Annotated in this window: 26 protein-coding genes and 2 pseudogenes; 15 read left to right on the top strand and 13 right to left on the bottom strand. The window is 53.5% G+C overall.

What is annotated here, in order from left to right:
- Both MVC73_RS09475 and MVC73_RS09470 read right to left on the bottom strand, forming a co-directional pair.
- On the bottom strand, positions 1-919 hold a 919-nt coding region (locus MVC73_RS09475), incomplete at its 3' end, for a GTPase (protein ID WP_297510237.1).
- Positions 867-1,208, bottom strand: a complete 342-nt coding sequence (locus MVC73_RS09470) for a TIGR04076 family protein (protein WP_297510233.1) — start codon at positions 1,206-1,208, stop codon at positions 867-869. The genes MVC73_RS09470 and MVC73_RS09475, both read right to left, overlap by 53 nt.
- 79 nt (positions 1,209-1,287) lie before the next feature.
- Between MVC73_RS09470 and MVC73_RS09465 the strand changes: the two genes are divergently transcribed.
- Genes MVC73_RS09465 through MVC73_RS09445 form a run of 5 tightly spaced genes read left to right on the top strand, consistent with a single transcriptional unit; the run spans position 1,288 to position 9,313 of the window.
- Positions 1,288-2,745, top strand: coding sequence for a DUF515 domain-containing protein (locus tag MVC73_RS09465; RefSeq protein ID WP_297510230.1), 1,458 nt, complete (start codon positions 1,288-1,290; stop codon positions 2,743-2,745).
- Positions 2,746-2,749: 4 nt separating this feature from the next.
- On the top strand, positions 2,750-3,760 hold the full coding sequence (locus tag MVC73_RS09460; protein WP_297510227.1) for a hypothetical protein: 1,011 nt from the start codon (positions 2,750-2,752) through the stop codon (positions 3,758-3,760).
- Between the two features lies 1 nt (position 3,761).
- Complete coding sequence (locus MVC73_RS09455) at positions 3,762-7,331, top strand: ATPase, T2SS/T4P/T4SS family (protein WP_297510225.1); 3,570 nt, start codon at positions 3,762-3,764, stop codon at positions 7,329-7,331.
- 6 nt (positions 7,332-7,337) lie between these two features.
- Positions 7,338-8,387 (top strand): type II secretion system F family protein, encoded by a 1,050-nt coding sequence (locus MVC73_RS09450; RefSeq protein WP_297510222.1) that lies wholly within the window; start codon positions 7,338-7,340, stop codon positions 8,385-8,387.
- Positions 8,388-8,392: 5 nt separating this feature from the next.
- Positions 8,393-9,313 carry a type II secretion system F family protein gene (locus MVC73_RS09445; protein ID WP_297510219.1) on the top strand — a complete coding sequence of 307 codons (921 nt, stop codon included), beginning with the start codon at positions 8,393-8,395 and terminating at the stop codon, positions 9,311-9,313.
- On the opposite strand, the pseudogene MVC73_RS09440 reads toward MVC73_RS09445, so the two are convergent.
- Positions 9,275-9,768 (bottom strand): annotated as a pseudogene (locus MVC73_RS09440) (peptidylprolyl isomerase). The gene MVC73_RS09445 and the pseudogene MVC73_RS09440 sit on opposite strands and share 39 nt — an antisense overlap.
- A 124-nt stretch (positions 9,769-9,892) precedes the next feature.
- Between MVC73_RS09440 and MVC73_RS09435 the strand changes: the two are divergent.
- On the top strand, positions 9,893-10,189 hold the full coding sequence (locus MVC73_RS09435; protein ID WP_297510215.1) for a hypothetical protein: 297 nt from the start codon (positions 9,893-9,895) through the stop codon (positions 10,187-10,189).
- Here the strand turns inward: MVC73_RS09435 and MVC73_RS09430 are convergent, their stop codons facing one another.
- Positions 10,190-10,678 carry a DUF2118 domain-containing protein gene (locus MVC73_RS09430; RefSeq protein ID WP_297510262.1) on the bottom strand — a complete coding sequence of 163 codons (489 nt, stop codon included), beginning with the start codon at positions 10,676-10,678 and terminating at the stop codon, positions 10,190-10,192. It lies immediately after the preceding gene.
- A 69-nt stretch (positions 10,679-10,747) separates the two neighbouring features.
- Between MVC73_RS09430 and MVC73_RS09425 the strand changes: the two genes are divergently transcribed.
- Genes MVC73_RS09425 through MVC73_RS09405 form a run of 5 tightly spaced genes read left to right on the top strand, consistent with a single transcriptional unit; the run spans position 10,748 to position 14,693 of the window.
- Positions 10,748-11,614 (top strand): DUF4129 domain-containing protein, encoded by an 867-nt coding sequence (locus tag MVC73_RS09425; RefSeq protein ID WP_297510212.1) that lies wholly within the window; start codon positions 10,748-10,750, stop codon positions 11,612-11,614.
- Entirely contained in the window at positions 11,589-12,026 is a 438-nt protein-coding gene (locus MVC73_RS09420) for a hypothetical protein (RefSeq protein WP_297510210.1), read from the top strand. Before MVC73_RS09425 ends, MVC73_RS09420 begins: the two co-directional genes overlap by 26 nt.
- Entirely contained in the window at positions 12,016-12,969 is a 954-nt protein-coding gene (locus MVC73_RS09415) for a MoxR family ATPase (protein ID WP_297510207.1), read from the top strand. Before MVC73_RS09420 ends, MVC73_RS09415 begins: the two co-directional genes overlap by 11 nt.
- Before the next feature lie 9 nt (positions 12,970-12,978).
- Entirely contained in the window at positions 12,979-14,274 is a 1,296-nt protein-coding gene (locus tag MVC73_RS09410; protein ID WP_297510204.1) for a DUF58 domain-containing protein, read from the top strand.
- Entirely contained in the window at positions 14,271-14,693 is a 423-nt protein-coding gene (locus MVC73_RS09405; RefSeq protein ID WP_297510203.1) for a hypothetical protein, read from the top strand. Before MVC73_RS09410 ends, MVC73_RS09405 begins: the two co-directional genes overlap by 4 nt.
- On the opposite strand, the gene MVC73_RS09400 is transcribed toward MVC73_RS09405, so the two are convergent.
- Positions 14,683-15,516, bottom strand: a complete 834-nt coding sequence (locus MVC73_RS09400) for a carbohydrate kinase family protein (RefSeq protein WP_297510200.1) — start codon at positions 15,514-15,516, stop codon at positions 14,683-14,685. The genes MVC73_RS09405 and MVC73_RS09400 overlap by 11 nt on opposite strands.
- 142 nt (positions 15,517-15,658) lie before the next feature.
- Between MVC73_RS09400 and MVC73_RS09395 the strand changes: the two genes are divergently transcribed.
- Positions 15,659-17,155: a carboxypeptidase M32 gene (locus MVC73_RS09395; protein WP_297510259.1), complete on the top strand. Its 1,497-nt coding sequence runs from the start codon at positions 15,659-15,661 to the stop codon at positions 17,153-17,155.
- Between the two features lie 9 nt (positions 17,156-17,164).
- Here the strand turns inward: MVC73_RS09395 and MVC73_RS09390 are convergent.
- From MVC73_RS09390 to MVC73_RS09380, 3 genes and pseudogenes are all read right to left on the bottom strand, one after another.
- Positions 17,165-17,310, bottom strand: a pseudogene (locus MVC73_RS09390) (DUF433 domain-containing protein).
- A 423-nt stretch (positions 17,311-17,733) separates the two neighbouring features.
- Entirely contained in the window at positions 17,734-18,084 is a 351-nt protein-coding gene (locus tag MVC73_RS09385; protein WP_297510197.1) for an ASCH domain-containing protein, read from the bottom strand.
- A 9-nt stretch (positions 18,085-18,093) separates the two neighbouring features.
- Positions 18,094-19,206, bottom strand: coding sequence for an NAD(P)/FAD-dependent oxidoreductase (locus tag MVC73_RS09380; RefSeq protein WP_297510194.1), 1,113 nt, complete (start codon positions 19,204-19,206; stop codon positions 18,094-18,096).
- Between the two features lie 59 nt (positions 19,207-19,265).
- Between MVC73_RS09380 and pcp the strand changes: the two genes are divergently transcribed.
- Both pcp and MVC73_RS09370 read left to right on the top strand, forming a co-directional pair.
- Entirely contained in the window at positions 19,266-19,868 is a 603-nt protein-coding gene (gene pcp, locus MVC73_RS09375; protein WP_297510192.1) for a pyroglutamyl-peptidase I, read from the top strand.
- 38 nt (positions 19,869-19,906) lie between these two features.
- Positions 19,907-21,907, top strand: coding sequence for a DUF460 domain-containing protein (locus tag MVC73_RS09370; protein ID WP_297510189.1), 2,001 nt, complete (start codon positions 19,907-19,909; stop codon positions 21,905-21,907).
- Here MVC73_RS09370 and MVC73_RS09365 read toward each other — a convergent pair.
- Positions 21,894-22,187, bottom strand: coding sequence for a transcriptional regulator (locus MVC73_RS09365; protein ID WP_297510184.1), 294 nt, complete (start codon positions 22,185-22,187; stop codon positions 21,894-21,896). The genes MVC73_RS09370 and MVC73_RS09365 overlap by 14 nt on opposite strands.
- Before the next feature lie 4 nt (positions 22,188-22,191).
- Positions 22,192-22,800: a hypothetical protein gene (locus tag MVC73_RS09360; protein ID WP_297510181.1), complete on the bottom strand. Its 609-nt coding sequence runs from the start codon at positions 22,798-22,800 to the stop codon at positions 22,192-22,194.
- A 126-nt stretch (positions 22,801-22,926) separates the two neighbouring features.
- Between MVC73_RS09360 and MVC73_RS09355 the strand changes: the two genes are divergently transcribed.
- Complete coding sequence (locus MVC73_RS09355) at positions 22,927-23,679, top strand: hypothetical protein (protein WP_297510178.1); 753 nt, start codon at positions 22,927-22,929, stop codon at positions 23,677-23,679.
- Between the two features lie 11 nt (positions 23,680-23,690).
- On the opposite strand, the gene MVC73_RS09350 is transcribed toward MVC73_RS09355, so the two are convergent.
- Genes MVC73_RS09350 through MVC73_RS09340 form a run of 3 tightly spaced genes read right to left on the bottom strand, consistent with a single transcriptional unit; the run spans position 23,691 to position 26,044 of the window.
- Positions 23,691-23,888 (bottom strand): TIGR04140 family protein, encoded by a 198-nt coding sequence (locus tag MVC73_RS09350; protein ID WP_297510175.1) that lies wholly within the window; start codon positions 23,886-23,888, stop codon positions 23,691-23,693.
- A gap of 17 nt (positions 23,889-23,905) precedes the next feature.
- Positions 23,906-24,877, bottom strand: a complete 972-nt coding sequence (locus MVC73_RS09345; RefSeq protein ID WP_297510172.1) for a TIGR00269 family protein — start codon at positions 24,875-24,877, stop codon at positions 23,906-23,908.
- A gap of 39 nt (positions 24,878-24,916) precedes the next feature.
- Positions 24,917-26,044, bottom strand: a complete 1,128-nt coding sequence (locus MVC73_RS09340) for a site-2 protease family protein (protein WP_297510257.1) — start codon at positions 26,042-26,044, stop codon at positions 24,917-24,919.
- Positions 26,045-26,059 lie beyond the last annotated feature (15 nt).

Below are 26,059 nucleotides of genomic sequence, written 5' to 3'. Positions count from 1 at the left end.
CTCCAGCCCTCTTCTGGCCGTCAAGTTTCTCCTTCAGCTCGTCTCCGTACTTCCACAGGATTCTCCTCGGGTCTAGGAGCAGTTCCCTCTCGACCCCATCGAGGACTTCCTTGAAATCCCATTTGAACTCCTGGGGTTTCTCTTCCTCCTTCCCGAAGAGCGTGAAGCGACCGGTCTGCCATTCGCGGAGGAGCCATCTAGCCGTTTCCTCAAGGTCGATCTCGCCACCGGTTTTTATCATTCCACGTTTCTCGCCTATCTTTCTGAGGATTTCCTCCTCGCTCTCGAACTCCTCTATCCCGAACTTCTCGGTTATTGCTTCCTTCCGCGTTTCGAGGATGCGGGAGATGAGCTTTAGGGCTGGCTTTACAGGTTCATCTATCTTGTCCGCTGGAAAGCCTCCCTTTATCACCAGCTCGTCGAAATCGTCAATTGGGACGACGCCGGGGCTGTCGAGAAGCCATATCCTCTTGCTCAGCCTGATTAACTGTTTTCCCTTTGTGTAGCCGGGTATTGGAGCGGTTCCAACGGCCCTCTTTCCCTTGAGGGTGTTGATTATCGTGCTCTTTCCAACGTTAGGGTAGCCTATGAGGGCAACTTTTACCCTCTCCTTTTCCTCCAGCAGAGGCTTCGCGAGCTTTTTAATTTCTCTCCGCAGGATTCCCGTTCCCTTCCGTTCCCTCGCGCTTATGAAGACAACGGGAATCTCGCTCCTCCTCTTGTATTCTTCCGCCCACTCCTTTGGAACCAAATCGGCCTTGTTCATGACTATGAGGAGGGGTTTTCCGCTCTCTCTCACGAGCTTTTCGAGCTTTCTGTTGCGAGTTCCTATTGGGTCCCTGGCGTCAACTACCTCGACGACAAGGTCAGCCTCGTCTATTACCTCCCTCACCACTCGCCACGCTTTCCTCTGCTTCATCCCTAACCACCGTTATTTCGAATATCACTGTCCCCCCGTCTGTGTAGGGCGGACCCGGGTCGAGGCACTGGATGTAGGCTTTGTCGCCTCTGCCGAGGCCTAACTCGCTCGGTTTAATACCCTTTCGGAGGGCAACGATGTAAGGTAGCAACGAAGCAAATGCATGGGTGCATATCGCGTCGGTTTCGTCAAGCTTCACCCTCGGCCCTTCAATGACTATCCTGTCACCGGGCTTGAAAACGGGGCATCTCCCCCTTATCTCCACCACTTTAATCTCAAGCCTCTCCATCCTCCCACCGAAATTTAAATAAAGCTTGACCTTCAAAAGTTATTCGAGTCTAAAGACCTTTATTATAACGATAACGGTGGTGCTCAACGTGGCCGAGGATATAGAAGCAAAAATTCGCCGTTTAAGAGAGCTGGGTAAGGTAAGCGCTGAAGCCGCAGCTCCCCCAGCCAAGCCCCCAACTCCTTCTCCAAAAAGGCCTCCCCGCAGGCCCCGCTCCCTCAGCACAATAAGGGAAAAGGAGCGTAGAAAAAGAATACTCATCGGTGCGTCGATTCTAATAATCATAATTCTTATCGTCTCAATTGGTGTTTACGCCTACCTTCAGAACCGGACTGTCAGTGAGCTGAAGAATGCTAGGGCGGAGAAGCTCAAGGAGGTCAACAGTTACTTTAGCAGTTACAAGTTCACAAACGCGAACTGTACCGCCAACGTTACCTACTACAAGAGCCAGGTTATCTCAAGGATTCTCGCGGCGAAGAGCCTAAGCGAGCTCAGCTCCATAAATGTGAAAGCCTATTTTGACAAAGCCGTCCAGGCCTACGAACAGTGTGTTGCCAAAGAAAAGGAACGCGAGTACCAGAGGGAGCTCAACCAGACCAAGCGGAGAAAGATTCAGGAGATAAAGCTGGCCTTCCAGCCACTTCTAGCCATGCCCCTTCCCGACAGTATAAAAGCGAAGGTGATTTCAAGCCTAAAGAACCTTGAACAGCAGGTTGAGAGCGCCAAGACGATTGAACAGGTGAACTCCGTGAACCCAGATCCCTACCTGCTCTCCCTGTGGAGGGACTACTATTACTACAAGATAGACAGCGTGACCTCCCCAGATGTCATCCTTGAGAAAGACGGAGTCAAGAAACTCATCTCCAAGAGCGAGGCCAAGTCGATACTCGGGAGTATTATGGACTATCGTGAGCTCCTTGAATACAGGATCTATCCGGTCAAGTACGTTGAGATTGCCCTTGTTCTACCCAGGGACAGAATAACAGGAGGCTTTCTCCAGCCGGGTGATAAGGTTGTGTTCTTTGCAACAAATGGAACAAAGAACGCTTACAAGGAAATCGTAAACCAGGGATACGTGGAGATGGTTCTCCTTCCCATCGACGCGGGCCAGATATCGGCAAGTGAATCACAGAGCCAGGCAAGCTCGTCCTCAACGACCTCCTCAAACACCTATACCGAGAGCCATTCGGCCAATTACAACCCTGGGGAAACCAGCTACACCAACGGAACTAGCTATTCAGACACTTACTCAAATTCACAGAGCGCTGGCCAGAGTTCCTCCGCCAGCTATACCTACAGCGTTGACCTCGCCGAAATATTGAAGGCCATAGCAGCCGGAAAGATACAGGCCAGCGACGAGGTCAAGACTCAGCTCAACAGGTACGGCTGGAAAGTGCTCAACTTAGAGGAATCCTCCGATATGCTCGTACTGAGCCCAGATACCGAGTTTCTCGTCATAGTAAAGGTGCCCTCAATCTTCGTTCCCGACATACTCTCCAACCAAGAGAGCCTGTACGTGGCCAAGGTATCTACCTGAGGTGATGGGCATGAGGAGAATCTTTCCCTTTCTTCTGATTTTGTTTTTAGTTCCTCTGAGTTATGTTTCAGCCCAGAGCTACTCCCTCCCCGGAGCATACGGTTACCTAAACTACAACAATATTGGACTCGCCGGGGAGACAACCCTCGATATAAACGTTACCCTCATTAACATCGCTCCGTACCCCAAGTTCGTTGTCTTGAACCCCAGGTATGACTTCAAGATACTCCGTTCCGATAAGGAGTTCGGCTACACCTACCGGGTAGGCAACACGATTGAAGGCAGAATCTCGCTTTACACCCTAAATCACAGCCTGAATTATATGGTAGGTTTCTGGATAATGCCGTATGAGACCGTTAAAATAAACTTTAGAATTAACTCAAATGCATCGTATACCGTTGATATGCTGGACTACCAAAGTCCCTGCGGGGAGACTGGCCACATAGACTCGGTAACATTCACAAACGGCACGTTAAGTCACCTCTACATCAACATTCCTCCTGACGAGATTGAAAAGCTGACCTGTGGCGTCGTTTATCCCCAGCTTCTCAACTATCCAAAGATAATGAGTCTCAAATCCATGCTTCCCTTCCTAGATAGATATATAAAGGTACTGAAGGTTGAAGGTCTGATAAGATTCAAGGTAACCAACGTCCCAAACGAGGATAACTCAACCTTTGGTGTGTTCTTTGCCATGGCCCCACCGATACTCTTCAGCGATGCCAGAACGTACGACTACTACCCCAACTACACCATGACATACAGTGAATATGTAAAAGACTTTATCTGGAAGTTCCAAGGAGCTGAACCCCCTAGGAGAAGAAACGTGCCAGAGGTAAACGCCACATCAAACCTCTTCCATCTAACCACCAGCCTGCTCTCTGGCGTAAGTGTTCCAAGGTACAAGCCAAAATCCCGTAGAAGGGCAAGGTTTGACTTCCCGGTATGGATCGTCCTCATGAAGAAAGATGTTGAAATAACGTATCGTGTGAGCTGGACGAACTCCGGAAGGTGAGATGGTGAGTGTGGAGAGAAAAAAGAAATCCAAGCAAGAGTTTTCTTGGATAGATGAGATACTGGAAGGTGAAACTCCTCTCGAGGAAGTCCTTCATAAGGGAAAGAAAGAGGAGACACCTCTCCCCTTCCTGGAGAGTTCCGTGGGTAGCTTAGAAGATATACTGAGCGGAGAGAAAAAGGAGGAGGAAAAAGAGGGTCCCTCCTCCGGGGCCGATTTTCTGGCCTCAATACTCGGGGGAGAGGGAGAAAAGGAAGAGAATAAAAAGGAGAGCGGGACAGGCTTTCTGGAGGATATACTTACCGGAGGAAAAAAAGAGAAGCCCAAAAAAGAAGAAAAGCCCTCTGGCGGTTTGCCAATCGGTGGAGAGGCAGGCGTGGATTTCTTGAGCAAGATACTCGTCGAGTCCGAGCCAAAAAGACCCTCCAAACCAGCAGGGCCTCCCCTTCTCAGCACAATACTCGGTCCAGAGAGAACAGAAGAAGTGTCATACGCGGGTAGGGCCCAGGTTCTCGACGCCTACGGCAATGTGCGAATCCTCAAGGTGAAGGGAGAACCAGTTCCAATATACGAGCTCATACTCCCCAAGCTGAGCAAGGACGAGGAAATGCTCTTCAAAAGGATTAAGGAGAGGGCAATAACCGAAATCCAGATAGACCCCGCCGCAATCCCCGACCCCGAAAAGCGCAGGCGGGTGTTTCTGGATGCAGTTAAAAAGATGATAAAAGATGAAGCACCGCACTTCTCAGAGGGCAGAATTGAGGTGCTGGCCGAGCTCATAGTCCAGCAGATGATAGGCTACGGTAAACTTGACCCCCTTGTAAGGGACGACAATCTTGAGGAGATAATGGTCATAGGAACGGGAAAACCAGTCTACGTCTGGCACAGGAAGCACAACATGTGCAAGACCAACATAACATTCCCAGATGAAAGGGAGATACTGAACATCATAGAAAGGATAGCCAGGGAGGTCGGAAGGCGGATTGACCAACAGAGCCCCCTCCTTGATGCACGCCTTCCCGACGGAAGTCGTGTCAACGCAACGATCCCCCCGATAAGCCTCGATGGGCCTACAATAACAATACGTAAGTTCAAGAAGGATCCCCTCACGATCATAGACCTAATCAAGTATCAAACAATGAGTTCAGACATAGCCGCTTTCCTCTGGGTTCTCGTTGACGGTTTGGGAGTCAAGCCCGCCAACATACTGGTTTCCGGTGGGACCGGTTCCGGTAAGACCACAACTCTAAACTCCCTCGCCATGTTCATCCCGCCCAGCGAGCGCGTCATAAGCATTGAGGACACAGCGGAGCTCCAACTACCAGTTGAGCACTGGATAAGGCTCGAAACAAGACCCCCGAACCTCGAAGGAAAGGGAGAGGTAACGATGGACGACCTGGTGAGGAACACGTTGCGTATGCGTCCAGACAGGATTATAGTCGGTGAGGTTCGTGGGCCTGAGGCGAGAACGATGTTCACGGCCATGAACACGGGGCATAATGGGGCCCTTTATGACTTCTCGGTTATTCAGCTCTCCGATGGACGCTTCGAGCTCATTGGCAATTTAATTGAGAAGCTCTTCGAAAAGTACTCGGGCAGAGTAAAGACGTACAAAGACTTGGAGTACGTGGAACTGGATGAGGAAGACCGCTTTGAAGTGGTGAGCGTCGGGCCTGACCTCAAGGCAGGAAAGCACATAGTCTCAAGAGTATGGCGTAGAAAGGTTAGGGAAGGGGAGACGCTTCTTAGGATAAGGACGAGAACTGGAAACGAGGTAATACTTACCAAGACCCACCCATTCTTCGTCTTCTCAGAGGGCGATGTCGTTAGAAAGGAGGCGGAAAAGCTCAAGCCGGGTGATAGGGTAGCAGTGATGCTTAATCCACCCAAGCCCCCGCAGAGGAGGGCAATAATAACTCCTGAGGTCTACGCCGGAATAAGTGACTATTACCTCGTTCCAAACGGAAAGGGCATGGTAAAGGTTCCGAACGATGGGTTACCACCTGAAAAGGCACAGTTCCTGCTCTCGGTTAACTCCAATCCTGTCAGGCTCGTCAGGGAAGTTGATGAAAGGTTAGCCTACGTGGTTGGCGTATTACTTGGCGATGGCTATATCTCCTCGAACGGCTACTACCTCTCGGCGACTTTTGATGATGGTAAGTATATGAAAGCTTTCCTCGATTCACTCTCCGAGTTCCTTCCCGAGAGCAGGCCTTCAATCAAGGACAACGGGACGAGTACGGTGGTAACCTACGGCTCCAAGATTTTCGCGGAGTTCCTTTCAAGGGCCTTTGGGATACCCAAGGGAGAAAAGGGCAACTGGGACGTTCCCCACTTGGTACTCTCTAACGATGAGCTTATGCGCCACTTCCTGGCTGGGCTCTTCGATGCCGACGGCTACGTTGATCCAAACGGGCCTTCAATAGTCCTGACAACCAAAAGCGAGAACGCGGCGAGAAAGGTATGGTACGCCCTCCAGAGGATCGGCATAATAAGCACCGTCACGAGGGTTAAGAACAGGGGCTTCAAGGAGGGTTACGTATTCCGCGTCACTATAAGCGGCGTCGAAGACCTCAGGAAGTTCCGCTCGCTTATTCCGCTTCGCCATTCAAGGAAGAGGGCGAAGCTCGACGAAATCCTCGCCGAGAAGAGGTCATACCGCGGCAGGAGAACCTACCGCGTTCCAATCTCAAGCGATATGATAAGGCCGCTCCGCCTCAGGCTCGGCCTCAGCGTTGCGGAACTCTCAAAGCTGGCCTCCCACTACGCTGGGGAAAAAGTTTCGGAGAGCCTCATAAGGCACGTTGAGAAGAGCAGGGTAGGCGAGATAAGGCGCTCAGCACTGAAGGGAGTTGCCCTGGCGTTCCAGCGGATAGCCACCGATATCGGCGATGAAGACGCTTGGGTAATGGCGAAGCGCCTCCAGCTCATAGCTGAAGGCGACGTTTACTGGGATGAAGTTGTCAGCGTTGAAGAGGTTTCACCCGAAGAGCTCGGAATTAAGTACCTCTACGATCTGACCGTTGAAGACGACCACAACTACGTGGCCAACGGCATACTGGTCTCAAACTGTATGGGCACGATACACGCCAACAGTGCTCGCGAGACAATAATAAGGCTTGAGAGTCCGCCGATGAACGTCCCGAGAATAATGATACCCGCCCTCGATATAATAATAATGCAGGTTCGCTTCAACAGTAGAAAGAAGGGAACCGTCAGACGCGTTACGGAAATAGCCGAGGTCTCCAGTCTTGAGGCGGAGAGCGTTCAGCTTAACCAGCTCTTCAAGTACGACCCCGTAAAGGACGAACTAGTGCCCACGGGAGTTCCTAGCAAGACCCTTGCCACGCTGGCCAAGCACACGGGCCTCAGCATGAGGGAGATTGAGGAGGAGATTGAGAAGAGGAAGCTGGTCCTTGAGTGGATGGTGGAGAACGGAATAAGAAGCATCGACAAGGTTGGCCACTATATCCGGATGTTCTACATCGACCAGGAAAGCCTCCTGAAGAGGGTGCAGGCCGAGAGCAGCGTAGAAGTGGCTGAGAGAATCGCCCAGTTTATGGCGGGGTGATGGGCTTTGGCGGTCATAGATTTCTTGGAAGACCTCGGAAGGAAAATCTCTGAGGGAGCCCGACGACCCCTTAAAAAGGTCCCAAAGGCTCAAATTCAGGAAAGGCTGAGACGACTTAAGGAACTCCAGATGGAAACCCCAGAGGGCCGTCTTGAAGAGGAGAGGGAAAAGCTAGTAGAAGAAGTTCTCCAGTGGCGCAAGGAGGAGATTAGCAAGCCACTCTCCGAAAGGCTTGCAGAAGCTCTTTTGAGGCACTTCCGCGGGCCAATATCCTCGCTGACTCAGTCGTTTAAAGGCTTAGACTACGACCTCTTCAGGGCGAGCATGTTCATATCCAAGGAGAAATACGTGGCACAAATGCTAGTCGTTTCATTTTTTGCGGGCATCTTTGCCTTCATTTTCGCTTACTTAATGTACATGCCCCTTGAGACCTCCATCCTCATTGGCCTCCTCGGCTTCCTCGGAGGCTTTGGCTACATGAGACAGTACCCCCGAATGGTCTGGAAGCGTCGTGTCACAGAGGTTGAAAGGGCCCTTCCCTACGCTCTCAGGCATATGGCTTCCCTTCTGAGCGCGGGGGTGGGTATAGAAGAGGCAATCCTCTCCGTTGCACGGGCAGACTACGGTGTCCTCTCCGAGGAGTTCGACTTGATGCTGAGGGACATGAGAACGGGTGCCTCCCTGGAGGAGGCCCTGCAGCGCTTCGAGGAGAAGATGGCTTCCGACAAGGTCAGCAGAGTAGTCAAGCAGATACTCCGCGCGGTCAAATTCGGTGGCAACCTTTCCGATATCCTCTACAAGATGGCCGAAGACTTTGCCTTTGAGTATAGAATGAGACTCGTCGAGTACGTTCAGAAGGTCAACGGTGTCTCCTTTGTCTACATGTTCATGACGATAGTAATGCCGACTATGTTCATAGTTGGAATACTTGCGGGATCAATAATGGCCCAAGCCCTCATCTTTGACATCCAGACCATGGCGATTATACTGCTGGTGGCCTTTCCGGGCCTTTCCCTGATAATAATAAACCTGATTAAGAAGGCCGAACCGAGGTGAAAAGGTTGCCGAGAGGAGGAATAGCAACGGGACTCGTCTCAATCATCGAGAGAGTCCTCCCCGAGAGATGGCTCAAGCGATATGAACTTTTAATCTATTCAGCGGGAATAAACTTCCTAGCAGCTGAGTACATAGTGCTCTCACTGATACTGTCTTTCATCGTCGGAGTGGCAGTGCTGTTGTTTTCAACTACCATTAACTCTATCCTCGCGTTTATCTCGGTGTTGATCGGACTGATCTACGCCTACCCCTACTGGAGGGTGATGAAAAAGACCGAGGAAATGGAAAAGTTCCTTCCGGATGCGTTTTTCTATCTGGCCAGCTCCCTCAGGGCAGGCATCTCGTTCTCCGAGGCTCTTGAAGAACTGACAACAGCAAAGTTCGGCGCCCTCACAGATGAATTCAGAAAGACCGTGGCGGAGATAAGAAAGGGACGTCCAACCGTTGATGCCCTCAGAGCCTTTGCCATAAGGAACCGCAGGTCTCCAGTAATATATCGCTCCATGATGATAGTCATAGAAGCCCTTGAGAGAGGTGCTCCGATGAGCGAAGTTCTTGTCTCTGTAGCCAACGACGTTAGGGAGATTCTGAGGATACAGAAGGAGAGAAAGGCCTCAACGGGTATGCAGACAATGTTTTTCATAATAACGAGCGGTTTCGTAGGGCCGATGATACTCGGCATAGTTGGGAAGGTTATGGAGTCCATGAGCGGTGCCGGCACGGGTATTTCTCTTCCAATTCAGGCCATACAGAACGTAATCTTTGGATTCGTTGTGCTGCAGGCCATAGTATCTGGGATTGGTATAGGTGTAATAAGGGAAGGAAAATACACATCGGGTCTCAAGTACGCCTTCCTTCTCGTGGCAATGGGCGTTATAATCTACCGCTCAATGCTGAGCGTCAACATCAGCGCCGGCCTCTTCTGATTTCTTTATTTCCAGCACCTCGACCTCAAAGATCAGAGTCTTTCCTGCCAGCGGGTGGTTGAAGTCCAGCGAGACAGTATTTCCCTCAACGGCCACTATCTTCGCTATTCCCGAGTCGGTCATCACATAGAGGCCTTCCTGAGGCTCCAAACCGGCCTTTGAGAACTCTTCGACAGGAACCTTTATGACGAGCTCCGGGTTCGGCATGCCGTAGGCCTTCTCGGGGGAACTGTTACGGTCTTCCTCTCTCCGGCTTCCATGCCTATCATGGCCTCGTCAAGACCGGGTATTATTTCGCCAACTCCGATGGTGGCCCACATCGGACCGTACTCGCGCTCCTCCACGTAAACGCCATTTTTCCTTGCGAGATCCTCGTAGCTGGTGTCAAAAACCTCGCCGTTCTCAAACCTTCCAACGTAGTGGAAAAGAACCATATCTCCAGGCTCAACTTTCATTTCCTTCAACTCCAAAATTGCTTCACTTGGACTTACTTCCGCCTTTTATAACCCTTTTGGTGACTTACTTTCCCGTGCGGTAGGTATATAAGGGATTGTACCCAACGTTATGTTGGTGACCTAGATGGGGTATCTTTCTGACGTCTTGAAAAGTGAATACAGTGACCTTGAGGTTCGCGAAGTTTACTCCTCAAAACTCGGGAACACAGATGTGGAGATAGTCGAGGTCAGTTCCGGCGGTGAGAAGTTCATAGCTATGTTCCAGAGCAGTCCGGTTAGGGACAGGATTTACAAGTGGTCGCTGATTATAACGAGTGCCCACAACACGCGCACGATAAAGGGCATGGACAGGCTTGACGGCATAAACCTGGCGTTGAGGTCGAGCATCGAGGCAATTGTAAAGGGGATAAAGGGCGAGTAATCACTCCTCTGGCAGGATGTAGTAGACGTAGTGGGGCCTGTTCGTTATCTCGTCTATGAAGACCACCGTTCCGTTTCGGGGGGGCTTTAGATAGTGAACCTCTCCCTTCCGGGTTGTTACCGCGGCGAAGGCATCTCCCGTTCTGACCCTGTTGCCGACGTTGGCTATGAGGGTCTTTGTGAAGCCCTCAACGGGGAGCAACATAAGCCCGTCGCCCCTACGGAGATATATCCTCGTCCTCCCGTCGGGTAGAACTATGATTGCATCAGCCTCGACCTTCCCTGTGGTCTGGTCAACGTAGAGGTAAAACCTGTCGTAGACTTCCCTGGCGAGGAACTTGGCCTTCTCTGACACGAACCCCGGCACTTCCTCACTCTTTCCGAGCCAGACCTCAACGTTGCCGTCTATGATGACGCAGTCCCGTATAACCCTCTTCCCTTCAACGCAGTCCTCCCTATTGCCCTCCACGTAGAGCCTCGGAACCTTCATTCCCTCCACCCTATTTACCCTCCCGTAAGGCTTTTATATGTCTTTGCTCACCTGAAGCCGTGAACAGGTATGTCCACCAGAGGCAGGTTTTTGCTCCTCCTGCTCACAGTACTTGTCCTCCTCGCCCTCCTGCTGAATTCCCACGCCTTCTCCAGACCCCATGAGCACACCCCTGAACCTGTGGGAGTTCTCGATGCCGTCGTAATGGCCGGCTTCCTCGGGGGCCTTATCATGATCCTCTTCTTGTTCCTCTACTTTCGGGACATCAAAGGCGCCAAAAGAAGATTTGAAGAGGAGAACACGTCCCTCTTCTCCTTCATTGCCCTCAGTATAATCCTGATACTGATGTTCCGCTTTATGGGCAGGTCTTCCTCTGAGGGTCAGGGCTTTACTGGAACGTGCGCCCGGGTCAACGGGACACTCCTCAACTGCACCCCGTACATGAAGCCCCTCGGGACAGCCGGGGCAAAGACCTCCATCCAGTTCATGAGTTCGTCCCTCTACCTCCACCTCTACCTGCTCTTTCTGGTTCCCCTCCTTCTGCTCTTCGCTTACCTCGGCTTTCACTACTACCGCCTCGCGAGGGCTGAACTTGAAAGGAAGAGGAAGGTTGAGAGGGCAATGGCCTTCGACAGGAAGCTCGATGAGCTCGGCCTCGAAAGGTTCTCCAACCCCAAGGAGGCGGTTGTTGAGATATATAAGAACGCCGTCCTTTGGCTTGAGGGCCTCGGCGTCCCCTACCGCGAGAGCTGGACGCACTGGGAGCACGCGGAGCACGTGAGGTATATGCACGAGGCATTTGAAGAGCTCACGAGGCTCTTTGAAAAGGCCCGCTATGCTCCAGAGGTTCTCGGCTGGGACGATGCCTATAGGGCTCTTGAGATATACAACCGGTTGAGGGGGAAGGCCCGTGAGCTGGTCGAAGGCGCTGGCTGAGAGGAAGGGGAGGATACTCGTCATCTCGGTGTTCCTTCTCCTGTCAATCCTGCCAGGGGAGTACTACCTCAGATGGCTCTCCGTCCTCGCGCTGGCTTTCCTCCTCGGTGTCCTGCTCATGGGTGTGGACCTGAGGCTGAGCGGGGGGCGGGTGGTTGAGGAAGAACCCCCGGGGAAGAGGCCGGACTTTGAGAGGGCCCTAAAGATAGTTAAGAGGGCTAGAAAGGGCGGTGCCCGGAACCTCGTGGAAGATGAGCTCCTTGAGGCTTACCACACCCTTACTGGAAAGAGCTTCCACGAGCTCCGGGTGAACCCCCCTCCCGCTCTGAGGGCCTTCTACTCATCGAAGAACCCATACGAGGGCCTCAAGAGGGCCCTTGAAATACTGGAGGCTGATTTGAATGAGGATTGAGAAAGTGCACGAAAAGTCGGAGCTCATACTGAAGGAGGTAGGGAAGGCCATTGTGGGCAAGGAGAACGTTCTAAAGATGCTTCTCGCCACGATACTGGCAGACGGGCACGTTCTCATCGAAGACCTCCCCGGGCTGGCGAAGACCCTAATGGCCAAGAGCTTCGCCTCGGCCCTCGGCCTAGAATTCAGGCGTGTTCAGTTCACCCCCGACCTGCTCCCGAGCGACATACTGGGCGTGAGCGTCTTCAACCAGAAGACCCTTGAGTTCGAGTTCAGGAGAGGACCCGTGTTCACCAACATACTTCTAGCTGATGAGATAAACCGCTCTCCCCCGAAGACCCAGTCTGCCCTTCTGGAGGCGATGCAGGAGAGGCAGGTAACGGTTGAGGGCAACACCTACACCCTTCCAAAGCCCTTCGTAGTCATAGCCACCCAGAACCCGATAGAGCAGGAGGGAACCTATCCACTTCCAGAGGCACAGCTCGACCGCTTCCTTGTGAGGCTCCGCGTTGGTTACCCCACGAGGGAGCAGGAGAAAGAAATCCTCCGGAGAAGGATTGAAAGGAAGAGGGAGGACGTCGAGATAAACCCCGTCGTCTCGGCCGAAGAGGTCACCGAGATGCAAAGGGCCATTGAAGACGTCTACGTCAGCGAACCGGTGCTCGATTACATCGTTGACATCGTCATAGCCACGAGGAACGACAGGAGGAGTCTGGACGTGGGTGCCTCACCGAGGGGTTCTCTGGCCCTGCTGAAGCTCTCCCGGGCCTACGCGGCCATCAACGGGAGGGACTACGTAATCCCAGACGACGTCAAGGCCGTCGCTGTTCCCGCTCTGAGCCACAGGCTCATACTGAAGAGGGAGCTCTGGTACACCCGCGTCTCCCAGGAGAGCGTCATGGAGAAGATACTTGAGAAAGTCCCGGTTCCCAAGTTCGAGTGAGGGAAGACCATGCAGGGTCTCTCCGGAATACCCTTCCAACCGGCGAGGTTTCCTGAGGAGGAAGTCGAGGAAAAAGGCCCCTCCCCAACGGCCAAGCTGGCCCTCTTTTTCCTCGCCCTCTGGGCCATACCCGTCGTTGCCGTTGCCACGCTCCACTGGGGGGCAGTTTACCTCATACTGCCCTACATCACGCTCCTTTCTTCGGCCTACGTCCTCTTTAAGCCCTCAGGGGAGGTGAAGGTCTGGAGGGTGATTCCCCACGACCGCTTCCTTGAGGGGGAGGAGGTCGAGGTAGAACTCCACGTTAAGCCCGACTTCAGGGCCGACCACCTGCTCATCAGGGACGTGGTTCCCGGAGACCTTGAGGTTACCTCGGGGAGTCCCTCGAAGGTCTTTTCCCTCAACCCCGGGGAGGAGGGTGTGCTCAAATACACCGTCAGGATGAAGAGGGGAATACACACCTTCGAAAGGGTCGAGGTCATCTATAAGGACCCCTTCGGGTTCTTCTCAATCGAGGCCTATGCCGATGCCTTTACAGAGGTCATCGGTGTTCCCGTCCTCTACGACGTAGAGACCCCTTACTCCACGAGGGGCACGAAGATAACTGTCGGCCCCCTTCCCTCTCCCCTCGTTGGTGAAGGCCTTGAGTTCCACGCGGTCAGGGAATATCGCCCGGGAGACCCGCTTAAGATAATCAACTGGAAGGCCACGGCGAGAACGGGGAAGATAATGGCCAACGAGTTCGAGAGCGAGAGGAAAGTTGACGTCGTCTTCATAGTCGACGCGAGCGCCTCCAACGGGCCGGTCTTCGACTACCTGATACGGGCCGCTGCTTCCCTGATGCTCAACGCCCTCAACGACGGGACGAGCTTCGGCCTTCTTCTTGCGGAAGAAATACCACTCTGGGTCAGGGTTGACTACGGTAAGAGGCACTTCTTCAAGTGCATAGACTTCCTCAGCACGGCGAAGCCAGACAAGAACAACCTCATAGCCTATCAGGTCGAGCACCTCGTCAAGAGGGCCTTCCCCCCGAGGGCCCAAATCCTCTACTTCTCTCCCCTCATAACCGATGAGAGCAGGAGGGCTTTGAAGATTCTCGCCGAGCACAACTACCGCGTCGTCGTTATAAGCCCCAACCCCAACAGCGTTTACGAGCCGAAGGGCGAGGAAGAAGAGCTCGCCATGAGGCTGGTCGAGGCCAGGAGAAAGGCCACCCTCAAGAGCCTCTCCGGTTACGGCCTGATAGTTGACTGGAACGTGAAGAAGCCCCTGAAGAGCGCCATAGCGGAGGCGATGTCGAGATGAGAAAACTCCTCTCAATTCTCTTGTTTGCCCTAGCGCTCCTGCTCATCTACCCCCTGCTCCCGAAGTGGGCCTTATACATCTCCGGAGCTCTCGCGGGTCTCGCGCTCCTCTACGAGCCCCTCGGCTACCTATTCCTCGCTTTCCTCGGTTCACTGCTGGCATACTACCGGCCCTCAGGCGTTTACCCCCTTCTGGCACTGTCCTTCGGGATTATATACGTCGAGAGCGCCCATCTGGCCAGTAGAAATGTCCCCCTGTCCCATTACGTCATCCTGTTCGCCTCTGTTTTCCTTGCTGTCCCCCTCTACTACGTCCTCCTCTTTACCTCGGTGTTCCTCCCCAGTCTGAGCAACACCCTCGTGGCGGGGCTTCTCATGGTCTCCCTCTACGTCCTCCTCTACACAATCCTCAAAGGCTGATTGCCCAGCTTCCGGTCTTCATGAGCGTCCGCCTCGCCATCTCAAGTCCGAGCCTCGCGCACTCCTCAAGAGGTTTCCCCCTCGAATAACCGGCAAGAAAACCGCCCGCAAAAGCGTCTCCAGCTCCTGTTGGGTCTATTTCCCCCTTAACCGGCAACGCGGGGAACTCGTGGAAGTCGCCATCGTAAATCAGGACGCCCCTTTCGCCCCGCGTAATCACGACGAGCTCTGCCCCCCATGAGTAGAGCTCCTCCGCGGATTTCCTGACGTCCTCCAGTCCGGTTATGAGCCTCGCCTCTCTCTCGTTTGGGAAAATTACCTCGCTCCTTGAGACGAGTTCCCTGACCAGCTCTGGCTTCTTCCGGTAATCCTCATAGTAAGTTGGGTTAAAATCGAGGCTTATCCTTTTTCCCTCAAGCCTTTCCATGGCCTTCAGCTGTTCCTCAGGTGGAATTGGTGCTATGTGGAAGAGCTCTGCTTTCATGTACTCCTCGGGAATCGGTGTTTCGCCCATCTTCTCTGCAACGCCCATCTCGACCGGTGATTCAACGCTCTCATCCTCCTTGTATATCACCCATATGTGTATCGTCTTCCCCGGGAGAACCTGAACCCCCGTTATGTCAACGTATTGAGCAAGTTTTTCCAGCCACTCCCTCGGGAAGTCCTCCCCGATTTTCGTCACGAGACCAACCCTCGCCCCGGCCAGTGAAGCGGATGTAGCGACCGCCGCGGCCGCTCCTCCGGGCATGTCAATCCTCTTTCCATCCGGAAAGATTATCGTGTCTATCGAGACGTGACCGAGGACAACTAGGTCAAACCTCATGTGTACCACCGGGATAGTTTTCAGGGTGTATGACCCATCCTTTAAGCCGTTTCCGGTGAGAGTAATCGGTTTTTACCCGCACGTTTAGATGAATATCGAAAAGGTTTAAAAGTTTCCAGTCGAGATTTCCCCGGTGAATAGTATGGAGTCCGTCTTCCAGAACGAGACCATAAGGGAAATCCTCTCAAGGTACAGGAGGATATGGGCGATAAACCACGCCCAGAGCGTCCTCGGCTGGGACATGGAGGTCAACATGCCCAGGGAGGGCATCCTTGAGCGCTCGGTGGCCCAGGGCGAGCTTTCCGTTTTAAGCCAGGAGTTTCTGCTCAAGCCCGAGTTTGTTGAACTCGTCGAGAAGGCCAAGGGGCTGGAGCTCAACGAGTACGAGCGCGGTGTGGTTAGAGTCCTCGACCGCTCGATAAGGATAAGCAAGGCTTTCCCACCCGAGTTCCTCAGGGAGATGAGCGAGGTAACGAGTCAAGCTACAAAGGCCTGGGAAGAAGCGAAGAGAACAGACGATTACTCCAAGTTCGAGCCCTGGCTTGACAAAATCATTGATCTGGCAAAGCGCGCCGCTGACTACCTCGGTTACGAAGACGAGCCCTACGATGCGTTACTCGACCTCTTCGAGGAGGGACTAACGACTAAGGAAGTCGAAAGGATGTTCGAGAAGCTTGAGAAGGAGCTCAAGCCACTCCTTGAGAAGATACTTGAGGAGGGAAAAGTCCCGCAGAGCCACCCGCTTGAGAAGGAGAAGTATGAGAAGGAGCAGATGGAGCGCGTAAACCTCTGGATTCTCGAAAAGTTCGGCTTCCCCCTCGGAACCCGCGCGAGGCTTGACGTCTCCGCTCATCCGTTCACCACTGAGTTCGGTATAAGAGACGTCAGGATAACCACCCGCTATGAAGGCTACGACTTCAGGAGGACGATACTGAGCACCGTCCACGAGTTCGGGCATGCCCTCTACGAGCTCCAGCAGGACGAGAGGTTCATGTTCAGCCCCATAGCCGGTGGCGTAAGTCTCGGAATCCACGAGAGCCAGAGTCGCTTCTGGGAGAACATCATCGGCAGGTCGAGGGAGTTCGCTGGACTCATCTACCCCGTCCTGAAGGAGAACCTGCCCTTTATGGGCAACTACACACCCGAGGATGTCTACCTCTACTTCAACATGGTTCGCCCGGACTTCATAAGGACTGAAGCAGATGTGGTAACCTACAACTTCCACATCCTCCTCCGCTTCAAGCTCGAAAGGATGATGCTCAACGAGGGAGTGAAGGCCAAGGACTTACCCGAGCTCTGGAACGAGGAGATGGAGAGGCTCTTGGGCATAAGGCCGAAGAGTTACACCGAAGGCATTCTCCAGGACATCCACTGGGCACATGGGACAATAGGCTACTTCCCGACCTACAGCATAGGAACGCTCCTCGCGAGTCAGATATACTACCACATCAAGCGCGACATTCCGGACTTCGAGGAGAAGGTCGCTAAAGCCGAGTTCGAGCCTATAAAGGCCTGGCTGAGGGAGAGGATACACCGCTGGGGAAGCATTTATCCGCCCAAGGAGCTCCTCAAGAAGGCCATTGGAGAAGAGCTGAACCCGGACTACTTCATCCGCTGGGTGAAGGAGAGGTATCTGTGATTTCTCTTTTTAACTTTTCAGAAGGGTCTTTAAGTCCTCCCTCGTCAACTGGGGATAGTTTTCTAGGATATCTTCGAAACTCCACCATTGGCTAAGAGTTCAAGTATGAAGTAAACTGGAACCCTCGTGCCTTTAATGACGGGTTTTCCTCCCATCTTTTTGGGTTGATCTCGATTCTTTCCATGCTCATCACGTACTATTCCGTTGCTTAAATATGATGCATGCATTCAGCGTATTGATGCGAACGCGATAATCGAAACAGTGGATAACAAGGGCGTGCTCAACGCTGTGCTGGATTTGACAAAACCTTCTGCGTGACTTCAATAACGCGGTTTGAACTTCCGGTTGGCCTCTATAGAAAAGATTGGCTGATACGGTTGAACTCCCTCATAGACCTTCCTTTTGAGAAAAATCTGCTGAGAGAGCGGTGTACCTTCACAAAAAGCTGGGGAAAGGAATCTCCCAATGGGATTGAGAGACCTCTTCATCGGTGCCGTTTGCCTTGCCAACGACCTGCCTCTGATAACGCTTTACACTAATTGAGGCTTTGAAGGATTTTGGTCTCACCGTGAGGCTGATCAGGTGAGCGACTCCTCTATCCACGCGACTGGTTCAACTTCTATAGCCACCACGCCGTACTTCTTCTCCTTCTCCTCGGAATAGAACTTTCTATAAATCTTAACGCCCTCCTCGATGCTCTTCACACCCGGCAGAACGTTCTCTATGCCTTCTTTTTCGAGCATCTCCCTGAAAGACGGGTAAACCCTGATGTCCTTCACAACGCAGACCAGCTTGTTCTCGAAGACTATCTCGTCTCCCGGCTTTATCACCTGCCTCTTCTCGTCGTATAAACGCCCCTCTACCTTCTTCTTTCCCTCGGCTATGGCCCTGAGGTATTCCTCCTGGAGGCCCATCTTCCACGTTGCCATTTAATCACCTCACAGCAGGGCCCTCACGATTGCGGGGCTTATCCTTATGAGCTTCGAGAGCACCCTGGGCCTCTTAAGTATTGCCTTTGCCGTCCTCAGGTGGTCGTCGAAGTCCGCCTGAGCCTCTATTATGGCCCTCACATCCTCGCTGGAGAGTACCTCGAAGATTCTTTCAATATCTTCTTGGCTCATGCTTAGGAAGAGCTTCCTGAACCTCATCCCGAAGCTTATCTGCCTTTTGACCCATGAGCAGGCCTTTTCGTAGGACTGGAGGTTTCCTGAGAGGATTGCTTTAGCCAGTTCCCTCGCGCAGATTGCCCCGAAGACTATTCCCCCCGCGGTGGTCGGCTTTATCTGAAGGGCCGCATCGCCGAGAAGAGCAACGTTCCCCCTAACCCAGGGCTTCCTCCAGCCCAGTCCAACGCTCCCGGCCTTGAACTCAAGGACCGATGTCGGACTCAGCATCCTGATTCTGAGGAACCTGTTCAGGGAGTCCATGTCGCCGAAGGTTCCGACCCTTGCGAGGCTCTCGCTTACTGGCACCAGCCAGGCGAAGAAGTCCGGGGTTACCTCCTTGTTCACCCAGACCTCAACGAAGTCCTTCTTGAAGTGGCCGACCACCTCGACCTCGTAGCCACTCAGGAATTCGGCTTTGCTCTTCGCCCCCATGGCCTTGGCAACGGTGCTTGAGACTCCGTCGGCCCCGATGTAAACTTCAGCCTCCACCTCGAACCTGTCCTTGAGGTGCTGGAGTATTGCCTTCCCGTTCTTGAAGCCCTTGAAAGTAGTTGCCATGAAGTAGTCTGCCCCCTTCTTAACCGCCCTCTCCGCCAGGGACTTCTCCAGTGTTTTCCTGTCCACCAGGTAAGCCTGGGAGCCTCTCCGGGCTATCTCAAAGCTCTGTATTCTGGAGTAGAAGACTGCTCCCCTAAGCTCGTTGAGAACCGCTTCCTCAGGAAGTCCGAGCCTCTCGTAGTTCTGGGCACCGATTACCCCAGTGCAGGCCTTTCCGCCAAAGGAGCCCTTCTTTTCCACAACGGCGACATCAACTTTCCCCGCGAGGAGGCCCGCGAGGTAGTTACCTGCAGGTCCACCGCCGATGATTAGGACGTCGTACCTCATCTTTCCTCCCATCCACTTTAACTTTTAAACCCTAAAAACCTATACCCGCGGGTGGTTCCATGAAGGTTCTGGTTGCGGGTTTCGAGCCCTTCGGTGGCGAGAGCATCAACCCCTCATGGGAGGCCGTTAAAGCACTTCCCGACGAGATGGCTGGAGCGGAGGTAGTGAAGCACCGCCTCCCGGTGACGTTCAGGGGCGTTAAAGAAATCCTCCCGAGGCTCATCGTGAAGGAAAGGCCTGACGTGGTGGTTCTGACGGGCCAGGCCGGAGGGAGGCCAAACATAACCGTTGAGAGGGTGGCTATAAACGTCATGGACTCGGAAATGCCCGACAACGAGGGGTTTAAGCCAGAAGACGAGCCGGTCTTTGAAGGCGCTCCGGCTGCCTACTTCTCAACCCTCCCGATAAAGGCCATCGTGAAGGCTTTGAGAGAGGAAAAGATACCTGCTAGTGTCTCGAACACCGCCGGAACCTACGTGTGCAACACCGCCATGTTCACGGCTCTCCACACGATAGCGGTAGCGGGAATGGAAACTAGGGCCGGCTTCATACACGTTCCCTACAGCCACGAGCAGGCCCTCGACAAACCGAAACCCTCGATGGCCCTTGAGACCATAGAGAAGGCCGTAGAGGTCGCGGTTAGAACCTCCATCAAGGCCTGAAACCTTTTTAAATTCCTTTTCCTACCCTCCACAAACCCATGAGGGTGAGGCCTATTCTAATCCTTGGGGTCGACATAATAGGCGAGAACCCGAAGAAGTTTGCCGTCGTGAGCTGGCTCAACGGAAAACTGGAGAGAAAGGGTGAGTTCACCCTCTACAGGTTAATCCGCTTCATCCAGAGCAAGAGGCCGGATATCGTTGCGATTGACAGCGTTACCGAGCTCGGCGATGACTTGAGGAAGTTCCTCCGTTCATTGCCCCCGGGGACGAAGCTCGTTCAGGTAACTGGAAGGCCCGGTGAGCAGAGGAGCCTGCAGAGTTTAGCCAAGGAGCACGGGATAAGGACGAGCGACCGCTTCGACCCCTACGAGGAGGCCAAGCTTTCGGCTTTGCTCGCGAGCAGGGGCGTTGGTTATGAGGTTTTGGCTTTTGAGGACGAGGTCATTGTCAAGGTCACCCGCGGGAGGAGTCACGGCAAGGGGGGCTGGAGCCAGGACCGCTACAGGAAGAGGGTGCACAACTTAGTAAGGGACAAGGTTAGGGAGATAGAGGAGAGACTTAGAAGGGCTGACATACCCTTTGACCTTGAGACCGAGGAGAAGGACTACGGCCTAGCTAGAGGTGAGTTCCGCGTTTACGCTTCCAGAGAAGAGCTCGCTGGATTGATAAGGCCCATGCACGGCGGGGACGTCGAAGTCAGGATTTATCCGGTGGAGAGGGCCGAGCTCGGATTTGCACCGCTCAAGGGGGAAGAGGCAATCAGGGAGAGGAGGAGCATAATAGTCGGAATCGACCCGGGAATAACCGTTGGCATAGCTGCCATAGACCTTAGCGGAAGGATAATAGCACTCCACAGCGAGAGGAACATGCCCGTTGGAGAGGTTTTCAGGTTTATAAGCGAGATCGGGCATCCGGTTGTAGTTGCAACCGACGTCTCTCCCGCTCCCGGCTTTGTCGAGAAGATAGCGCGCTCCTTCAAGGCTCAACTCTTTGTTCCGAGGGAAAGCCTACGCGTCGAGGAGAAGAACGAGCTTTTGAGGAATTTGGGCGTAACTGCAGACGACGACCACCAGAGAGACGCTCTGGCTGCAGCTTACAAAGCCTACCTCCGCCTGAAGCCCAAGCTGGAGCACATAGATGCGCGCCTGAGGGAGGCAGGCCTTTCCAAGAAGGCCGAGGAGGTTAAGGCCCTCGTCATACAGGGTTACAACCTCGGCGAGGCAATGCAGAGGGTTTCCCTGAGGGAAAGGAAGACTGAAAAAAAGGAAGAGGAATCGAGGGAGGGTGTGGACTTAACGCCCTACATCAGGCGCATAAGGGAGCTGGAGAAGAAGATCGAGATGCTGGAGAACGAGAACCGCGAGCTGAGGGAAATCATCAAGGAGCAGAGGAAGACGATAGGCAGGCTTGAGAGAAAAATAGCTGACTATGATGAGGAGGTAAGGAGAAAGGTTCTCCGCGAGAGGGAGCTTGAGGCTAAAGTAAAGCGCATAGAGAGCCTTGAGAAACAGTTGAGGGAGGCAAAGGCCGTAATAGAAAGACTCAGCAGGGACCTTGTAAAGGTCAAGAGGATGAACGTAGTCGAGGTTCGGGGTTCGGCTGTTCCGCTAAAGGTTCTCAGGGTTCTCAGCTGGCGCGAGCTTGAGAGGATAGAGCGTGAAGTCGGCCTGAGGAGGGGTGACGTGCTCTTCGTGATCAACCCCGCCGGTGCAGGAAAGGCCATAGCTGAAGAGCTTGTGGAGAGGGGGATAAGGGCGATAATAACCGAGAAGCCCCTCCCTGGGCCCGTCAGGGAGGTTCTGAGGGAGGCCCACGTTCCCTTCTTCACGAGCAATGAGCTTGATGTAAAGCGCGTTGACGAGTTTGCCGTTGTGGAGAGGGAGACCCTTGAGAGGGCCATAGGGGAGCTCCTCGCCAGATGGGAAGAGGAAGACCGGGAGAGGGAAGCCGAGAGGTTCCTCAAACTGGTGGAGGAGTACAGGATTGAAAGGGTTAAAGAGCTCAGGAGGAAGGCCGAGGAGGAGTCTAAAGCTCACTGATGGCCTCCTTCAGGGCCTTTAGATACTCCCTCGTTCTTTTCGCTCCTTCCTCGGTTATGCTCACGGCCGTCCTCGGCCTGTCGGCAAAGACCTTGTAAATCTTAACGTATCCGGCCCTCTCAAGGGCCTTGAGATGGGAGTCGAGGTTTCCCGGCGTGAGGTCAAGCACAGCAAGGAGCTCCTTGAACAGAACCCTACCTCTGGGGAGGAGGTAGAGCATTACCGCGAGTCTCGTTGGATTTCCGAGGACGTGGTTCTTCGCGAGCTCCTTTAGGTTCATGCTATCACCGCTCTATGGCTTTGAAGGCCGAGTATAGGTAGAGGAGCACGGTGAGTCCGTATGAAAAGGCCACGACGAAGCCCGCCCACACCATCGCTCCTTTCTCCATGTTAACTGCCACGGGTATCACAAGGAGCGGGAAGAGGAAGGAGGGTATCATCTCATAGTGCCCCTTTCCACCGCCCATCACCAGCCACTGACCGAGGAGGGAGACGCCGATGAACGTGAGGAAACCTACCGCCAAGCGAGCCCCAGCGTTCACCCCGATGTTTGTCATACTTGGAATTACCCACCAGCCTATGATTGAACCAACCGCCCAAGACAGGCCTATCATCAGCGCCCCCACTCTGCTTCCTCCCTGGGGGCCTGCAAGCCTTTCTATTCTCTCCCAGAGCTTTATGCTCACGTAGATTCCGAGGATTATTGCCGTTCCCCAGTAGGCGACGCTGACTCCGGGACCAGCTCCTGCTAAGCCAATGATGACGAAGAATAGGCTCATTGCAACGAGCCAGAAGGCGAAGTTCATCGCCCCGTAGACGTTTGCCGCGGCAATTATCTTCCCCTCTACCCTCTCAAGGGCCTCTTTGAGTTCCCTAACCTCCTCCATAGGCATCACCTCAATTTAAAGTAGGCACCGTAGTATTTATAGCGTGGACTCTCTCTGAATTTCAGAGTATCGGTTTAGAGGGGAGTTAGCGTTAAATACCACGACGTCCATACTCCGAAAGGTGATGGGACAATGAAGGTTCTCAGCACTGGTATTCCCCTCTTGGACGAGGCCCTCGGTGGAGGCCTCCTTGAGGACAGCAATCTCTTGATAATCTACGACACATATTCCCGGGGCTGGGCCCTGGGGTTCGAGATAATGAGAAGAAGAATCGATATGGGCGACTTTGGAGTTATACTCGATTCCGTGCTTCCCATAACTCCACTCAGGATGGAGCTGGGGGCAATAAACTTCGACATAGACCGGCTGGGTAATGAAAGAAAAATCACGGTGATTGACATCTTCTCATCCTTCCACGGACTCAAATACCCAGAGGACTACATATACACTGACCCGACGATGGACGCGAGTACGTTCCTTCCCAAGTACGACAAGCTTTACAAGAGGGTTCTACGGGAGAGAATAGGGGATAGAAGACCCGTGGGAATCGACGTAACCGTTGATGGAATGGCCTTTCTCCTCGGGGAGAAGAACTTTATACGTGTATTCCAGCGTCTTATGGCCCTTAAGGAGCGAGCCAGAATAGCTGAGAAGAGGAAGAGGCCGATCAACATACTGCTCCTCAACAAAAACAGGGCCTCAGAGGAGCTCGTATCATGGATGGCCCTGTACAGCCAGTACGTTATCGAGTTCGAGCCAGCCGAAAGTCCCGGGGAGGACAGACTCTTTGTTAGAGGCTCCCCGCTACCGGAGTTCATCCCCTCAGAAAAGGGCTATATCTTCCGCCTCATCCGGGGCAGGGTGGAGATAGAGAAGGCAGATTAGTGGGTGGACCTTTAACCTCCCGCCCTTGCCACCATAAGTTTTTCCATAAAGCGCTCGATTTCGGGAATAGCGCCCCTTATTAGAACAACGTTAAGGGGTATGCCGTTCCTCTCGACCTTTTCGAGGAAAACGAGCTCAACATCTGCCCCGCTTTTCTCGCGGATTTCGTTGAGTTCTCTTAGTGGAATTGGAGTTTCAATGATTCTCAACGGAAAACCTCCACTCTTTACTCCACCCTGAAGGTTATTCCCTTCTCCTTCGCCTTCTTCTCGACCTGGAGGCGGAACTGGCAGGCCTTGCATATCTCTCCCGTTGTCGGCTGGCCGCATATCTTACAGCGGTTGAGCTCGCTCGTCTTTTTTGTGTAGGTCTTCGCGATGAGGGGGAAGAGCTTGTCGTAGCTCCTCAGTATCTGGTACTTCGTTCCAGGGTGCTTCTCCTCCATCTCGTTGAGCCAGTCCCTTATCTCCGCCCTGAAGGCCTCTACCGCATAGGGGCACTCGCTTAAATCGACTTCAATGTCGTTCAGGACAGCGTAGAGTACTATCTCCTTCTCGGGAATCTCGCGGAGGGGCTTTATCCTCGGGACGAGCTCGGGGTGTATCTCCTCGTAGTAGGGACCGGTTCTGCCCAGTCTAGCTATGTCTCCTCGAAGGATGTTCATGAGGAACATTTGAACTTCATCGTCTAAGTTGTGGCCTACCGCCAGTTTATCCGCCTCAACGTCCTTGGCCGCGTAGTTGAGGAGCCAGCGCCTCCAGACGCCGCAGTAGGAGCAGGCACCAACCCTTTCGCCCTTCTCGAAGCTCCCCATTATTTCAACCGTCTCGTCGAGAGTGAAGCCGATGTACTCCTTGAAGGAATATATCCTGTGCTCTATTCCGAGCTTTTTCGCGTTCCTCTTCGCTATCTCAACGCTAGCCGGCCTGTAACCGGCTATTCCCTCGTCAATCGTTATCGCAACCAGCTCGAAGGGGAACCTCTCGCGGAGCTTAGCTAAAAGGTGGAGCAGAACGACGCTGTCCTTTCCACCGCTAACGCCTACGGCTATTCTCTCGCCCTTCTCGATGAGGCGGTACTTCTTCACGGTCTCCTTGAACTTCTTTTCAACCATCTCGTTGAAGTGCTTGTGGCAGTAGTACCTTCCGGTGTAGCGCGCGTGATAAACCGCTGGCCTTCCGCACTTCGAGCACTTCATGGGTGACCCATCCGAGAAAGCCCTTTTAAAATATGGAGATTATCCACCGAGGTTTGCGAGGGCTGGAATTATGTTCAGCGCCAGCAGGACTAGGCCAATCCCTATGGCGGTATACCTAACTGGCCTCGCTATCCCCTGGGGGAGGTACTCCTTGACGACGTCGTCGAACATCCTGCCACCGTCAAGGGGGACGAGGGGGAAGAGGTTCATCAGGCCAATTCCCACGTTCAGGACGTATATCCAGTAGAGGCTGAAGAATATCGGTAGAACCACGCCATCATAGCCTATCTTTGAGATCACGTGTTGCCTCGGGTAGATGCCTATGTAGCCTTTCCCCTTTCTCTGAGGATGTTCCCCTAGTGTGAGGCTCAGCCGAACTTCCTTTCCGTTCCTCAGAACAGTTAAGGTAACCATCTCCCCGGGCCTCGTCCCGTTCATAACCTTGAGGAACTGTTCTATCGTCTTCGTCTCGTGGCCGTTTATCGAGATTATCACGTCGCCCCTGTGGAGGACACCGTAGGCAGGAGAGCCCTTTACGACGTCCGAAACCTCAATTCCGGCCGGGACGAGAAGGGGTGAGACCGCGTAGGCCATAAGGAGGGCTGTGAGTATTGCGGTCACGATGTTGGCCATTGAACCCGCTCCGTAGACCCTCAGCCTGCTCCTCAGGGGAGCCTTTCCGAGGGCCTCTTCGTCGGGCTCGACGAAGGCCCCCGGTATGACTGCGAGGAGGACGAGACCGACGGACTTGAGGGGGAGCCTCTCGGCCCTTGCAACGACTCCGTGGCTGAGCTCGTGGACTATCATGACCACAGCAAGCCCGACGAGACCGTACCACAGGGGTATCGTAACGCCCGGGATTACGAGCTGAACGCCTCCTCCCTTCCCTGTCTGGAGGGTCTTCATGGCTGTTTTTGCAAGGGCGTAGAAGACGTAGGCCATGCCGACGAAACCTACCGCTACCCCTATGTCCGCGTAGACCTTCCAGAACTTCCTGTTTATCCTTGAAAGTCTGTCTATGAAGCCTAGGAGTCTCTTAGTGCGCCACATGGCTATGAACAGGTCAACGCTCAGCCCTTCCTCTTTCTCCTCCTTTCCGAAGAACACATAGAGGAGAGTCCAGAACAGTGTGATTCCAGCGATTAACCATATCCACGTGCTGTTCATGGCCAACACCCTTCA

The organism is Thermococcus sp., from assembly GCF_027052235.1.
GTDB lineage: Archaea > Methanobacteriota_B > Thermococci > Thermococcales > Thermococcaceae > Thermococcus.
The sequence above is the reverse complement of the archived record's forward strand: the minus strand, read 5'-3'. Positions and strand labels throughout refer to the sequence as shown.

Coding starts and splice junctions, on each gene's coding strand:
- MVC73_RS09355 (WP_297510178.1), top strand. CDS start 22,927: ATGAAGGTTCTCAGCACTGGTATTCCCCTCTTGGACGAGGCCCTCGGT.
- MVC73_RS09410 (WP_297510204.1), top strand. CDS start 12,979: ATGCAGGGTCTCTCCGGAATACCCTTCCAACCGGCGAGGTTTCCTGAG.
- MVC73_RS09380 (WP_297510194.1), bottom strand. CDS start 19,206: ATGAGGTACGACGTCCTAATCATCGGCGGTGGACCTGCAGGTAACTAC.
- MVC73_RS09435 (WP_297510215.1), top strand. CDS start 9,893: ATGGGGTATCTTTCTGACGTCTTGAAAAGTGAATACAGTGACCTTGAG.
- MVC73_RS09455 (WP_297510225.1), top strand. CDS start 3,762: ATGGTGAGTGTGGAGAGAAAAAAGAAATCCAAGCAAGAGTTTTCTTGG.
- MVC73_RS09425 (WP_297510212.1), top strand. CDS start 10,748: ATGTCCACCAGAGGCAGGTTTTTGCTCCTCCTGCTCACAGTACTTGTC.
- MVC73_RS09340 (WP_297510257.1), bottom strand. CDS start 26,044: ATGAACAGCACGTGGATATGGTTAATCGCTGGAATCACACTGTTCTGG.
- MVC73_RS09385 (WP_297510197.1), bottom strand. CDS start 18,084: ATGGCAACGTGGAAGATGGGCCTCCAGGAGGAATACCTCAGGGCCATA.
- MVC73_RS09345 (WP_297510172.1), bottom strand. CDS start 24,877: ATGAAGTGCTCGAAGTGCGGAAGGCCAGCGGTTTATCACGCGCGCTAC.
- MVC73_RS09470 (WP_297510233.1), bottom strand. CDS start 1,208: ATGGAGAGGCTTGAGATTAAAGTGGTGGAGATAAGGGGGAGATGCCCC.
- MVC73_RS09460 (WP_297510227.1), top strand. CDS start 2,750: ATGGGCATGAGGAGAATCTTTCCCTTTCTTCTGATTTTGTTTTTAGTT.
- MVC73_RS09365 (WP_297510184.1), bottom strand. CDS start 22,187: ATGAACCTAAAGGAGCTCGCGAAGAACCACGTCCTCGGAAATCCAACG.
- MVC73_RS09360 (WP_297510181.1), bottom strand. CDS start 22,800: ATGCCTATGGAGGAGGTTAGGGAACTCAAAGAGGCCCTTGAGAGGGTA.
- MVC73_RS09370 (WP_297510189.1), top strand. CDS start 19,907: ATGAGGGTGAGGCCTATTCTAATCCTTGGGGTCGACATAATAGGCGAG.
- MVC73_RS09400 (WP_297510200.1), bottom strand. CDS start 15,516: ATGAGGTTTGACCTAGTTGTCCTCGGTCACGTCTCGATAGACACGATA.
- MVC73_RS09430 (WP_297510262.1), bottom strand. CDS start 10,678: ATGAAGGTTCCGAGGCTCTACGTGGAGGGCAATAGGGAGGACTGCGTT.
- MVC73_RS09395 (WP_297510259.1), top strand. CDS start 15,659: ATGGAGTCCGTCTTCCAGAACGAGACCATAAGGGAAATCCTCTCAAGG.
- MVC73_RS09415 (WP_297510207.1), top strand. CDS start 12,016: ATGAGGATTGAGAAAGTGCACGAAAAGTCGGAGCTCATACTGAAGGAG.
- pcp (WP_297510192.1), top strand. CDS start 19,266: ATGAAGGTTCTGGTTGCGGGTTTCGAGCCCTTCGGTGGCGAGAGCATC.
- MVC73_RS09405 (WP_297510203.1), top strand. CDS start 14,271: ATGAGAAAACTCCTCTCAATTCTCTTGTTTGCCCTAGCGCTCCTGCTC.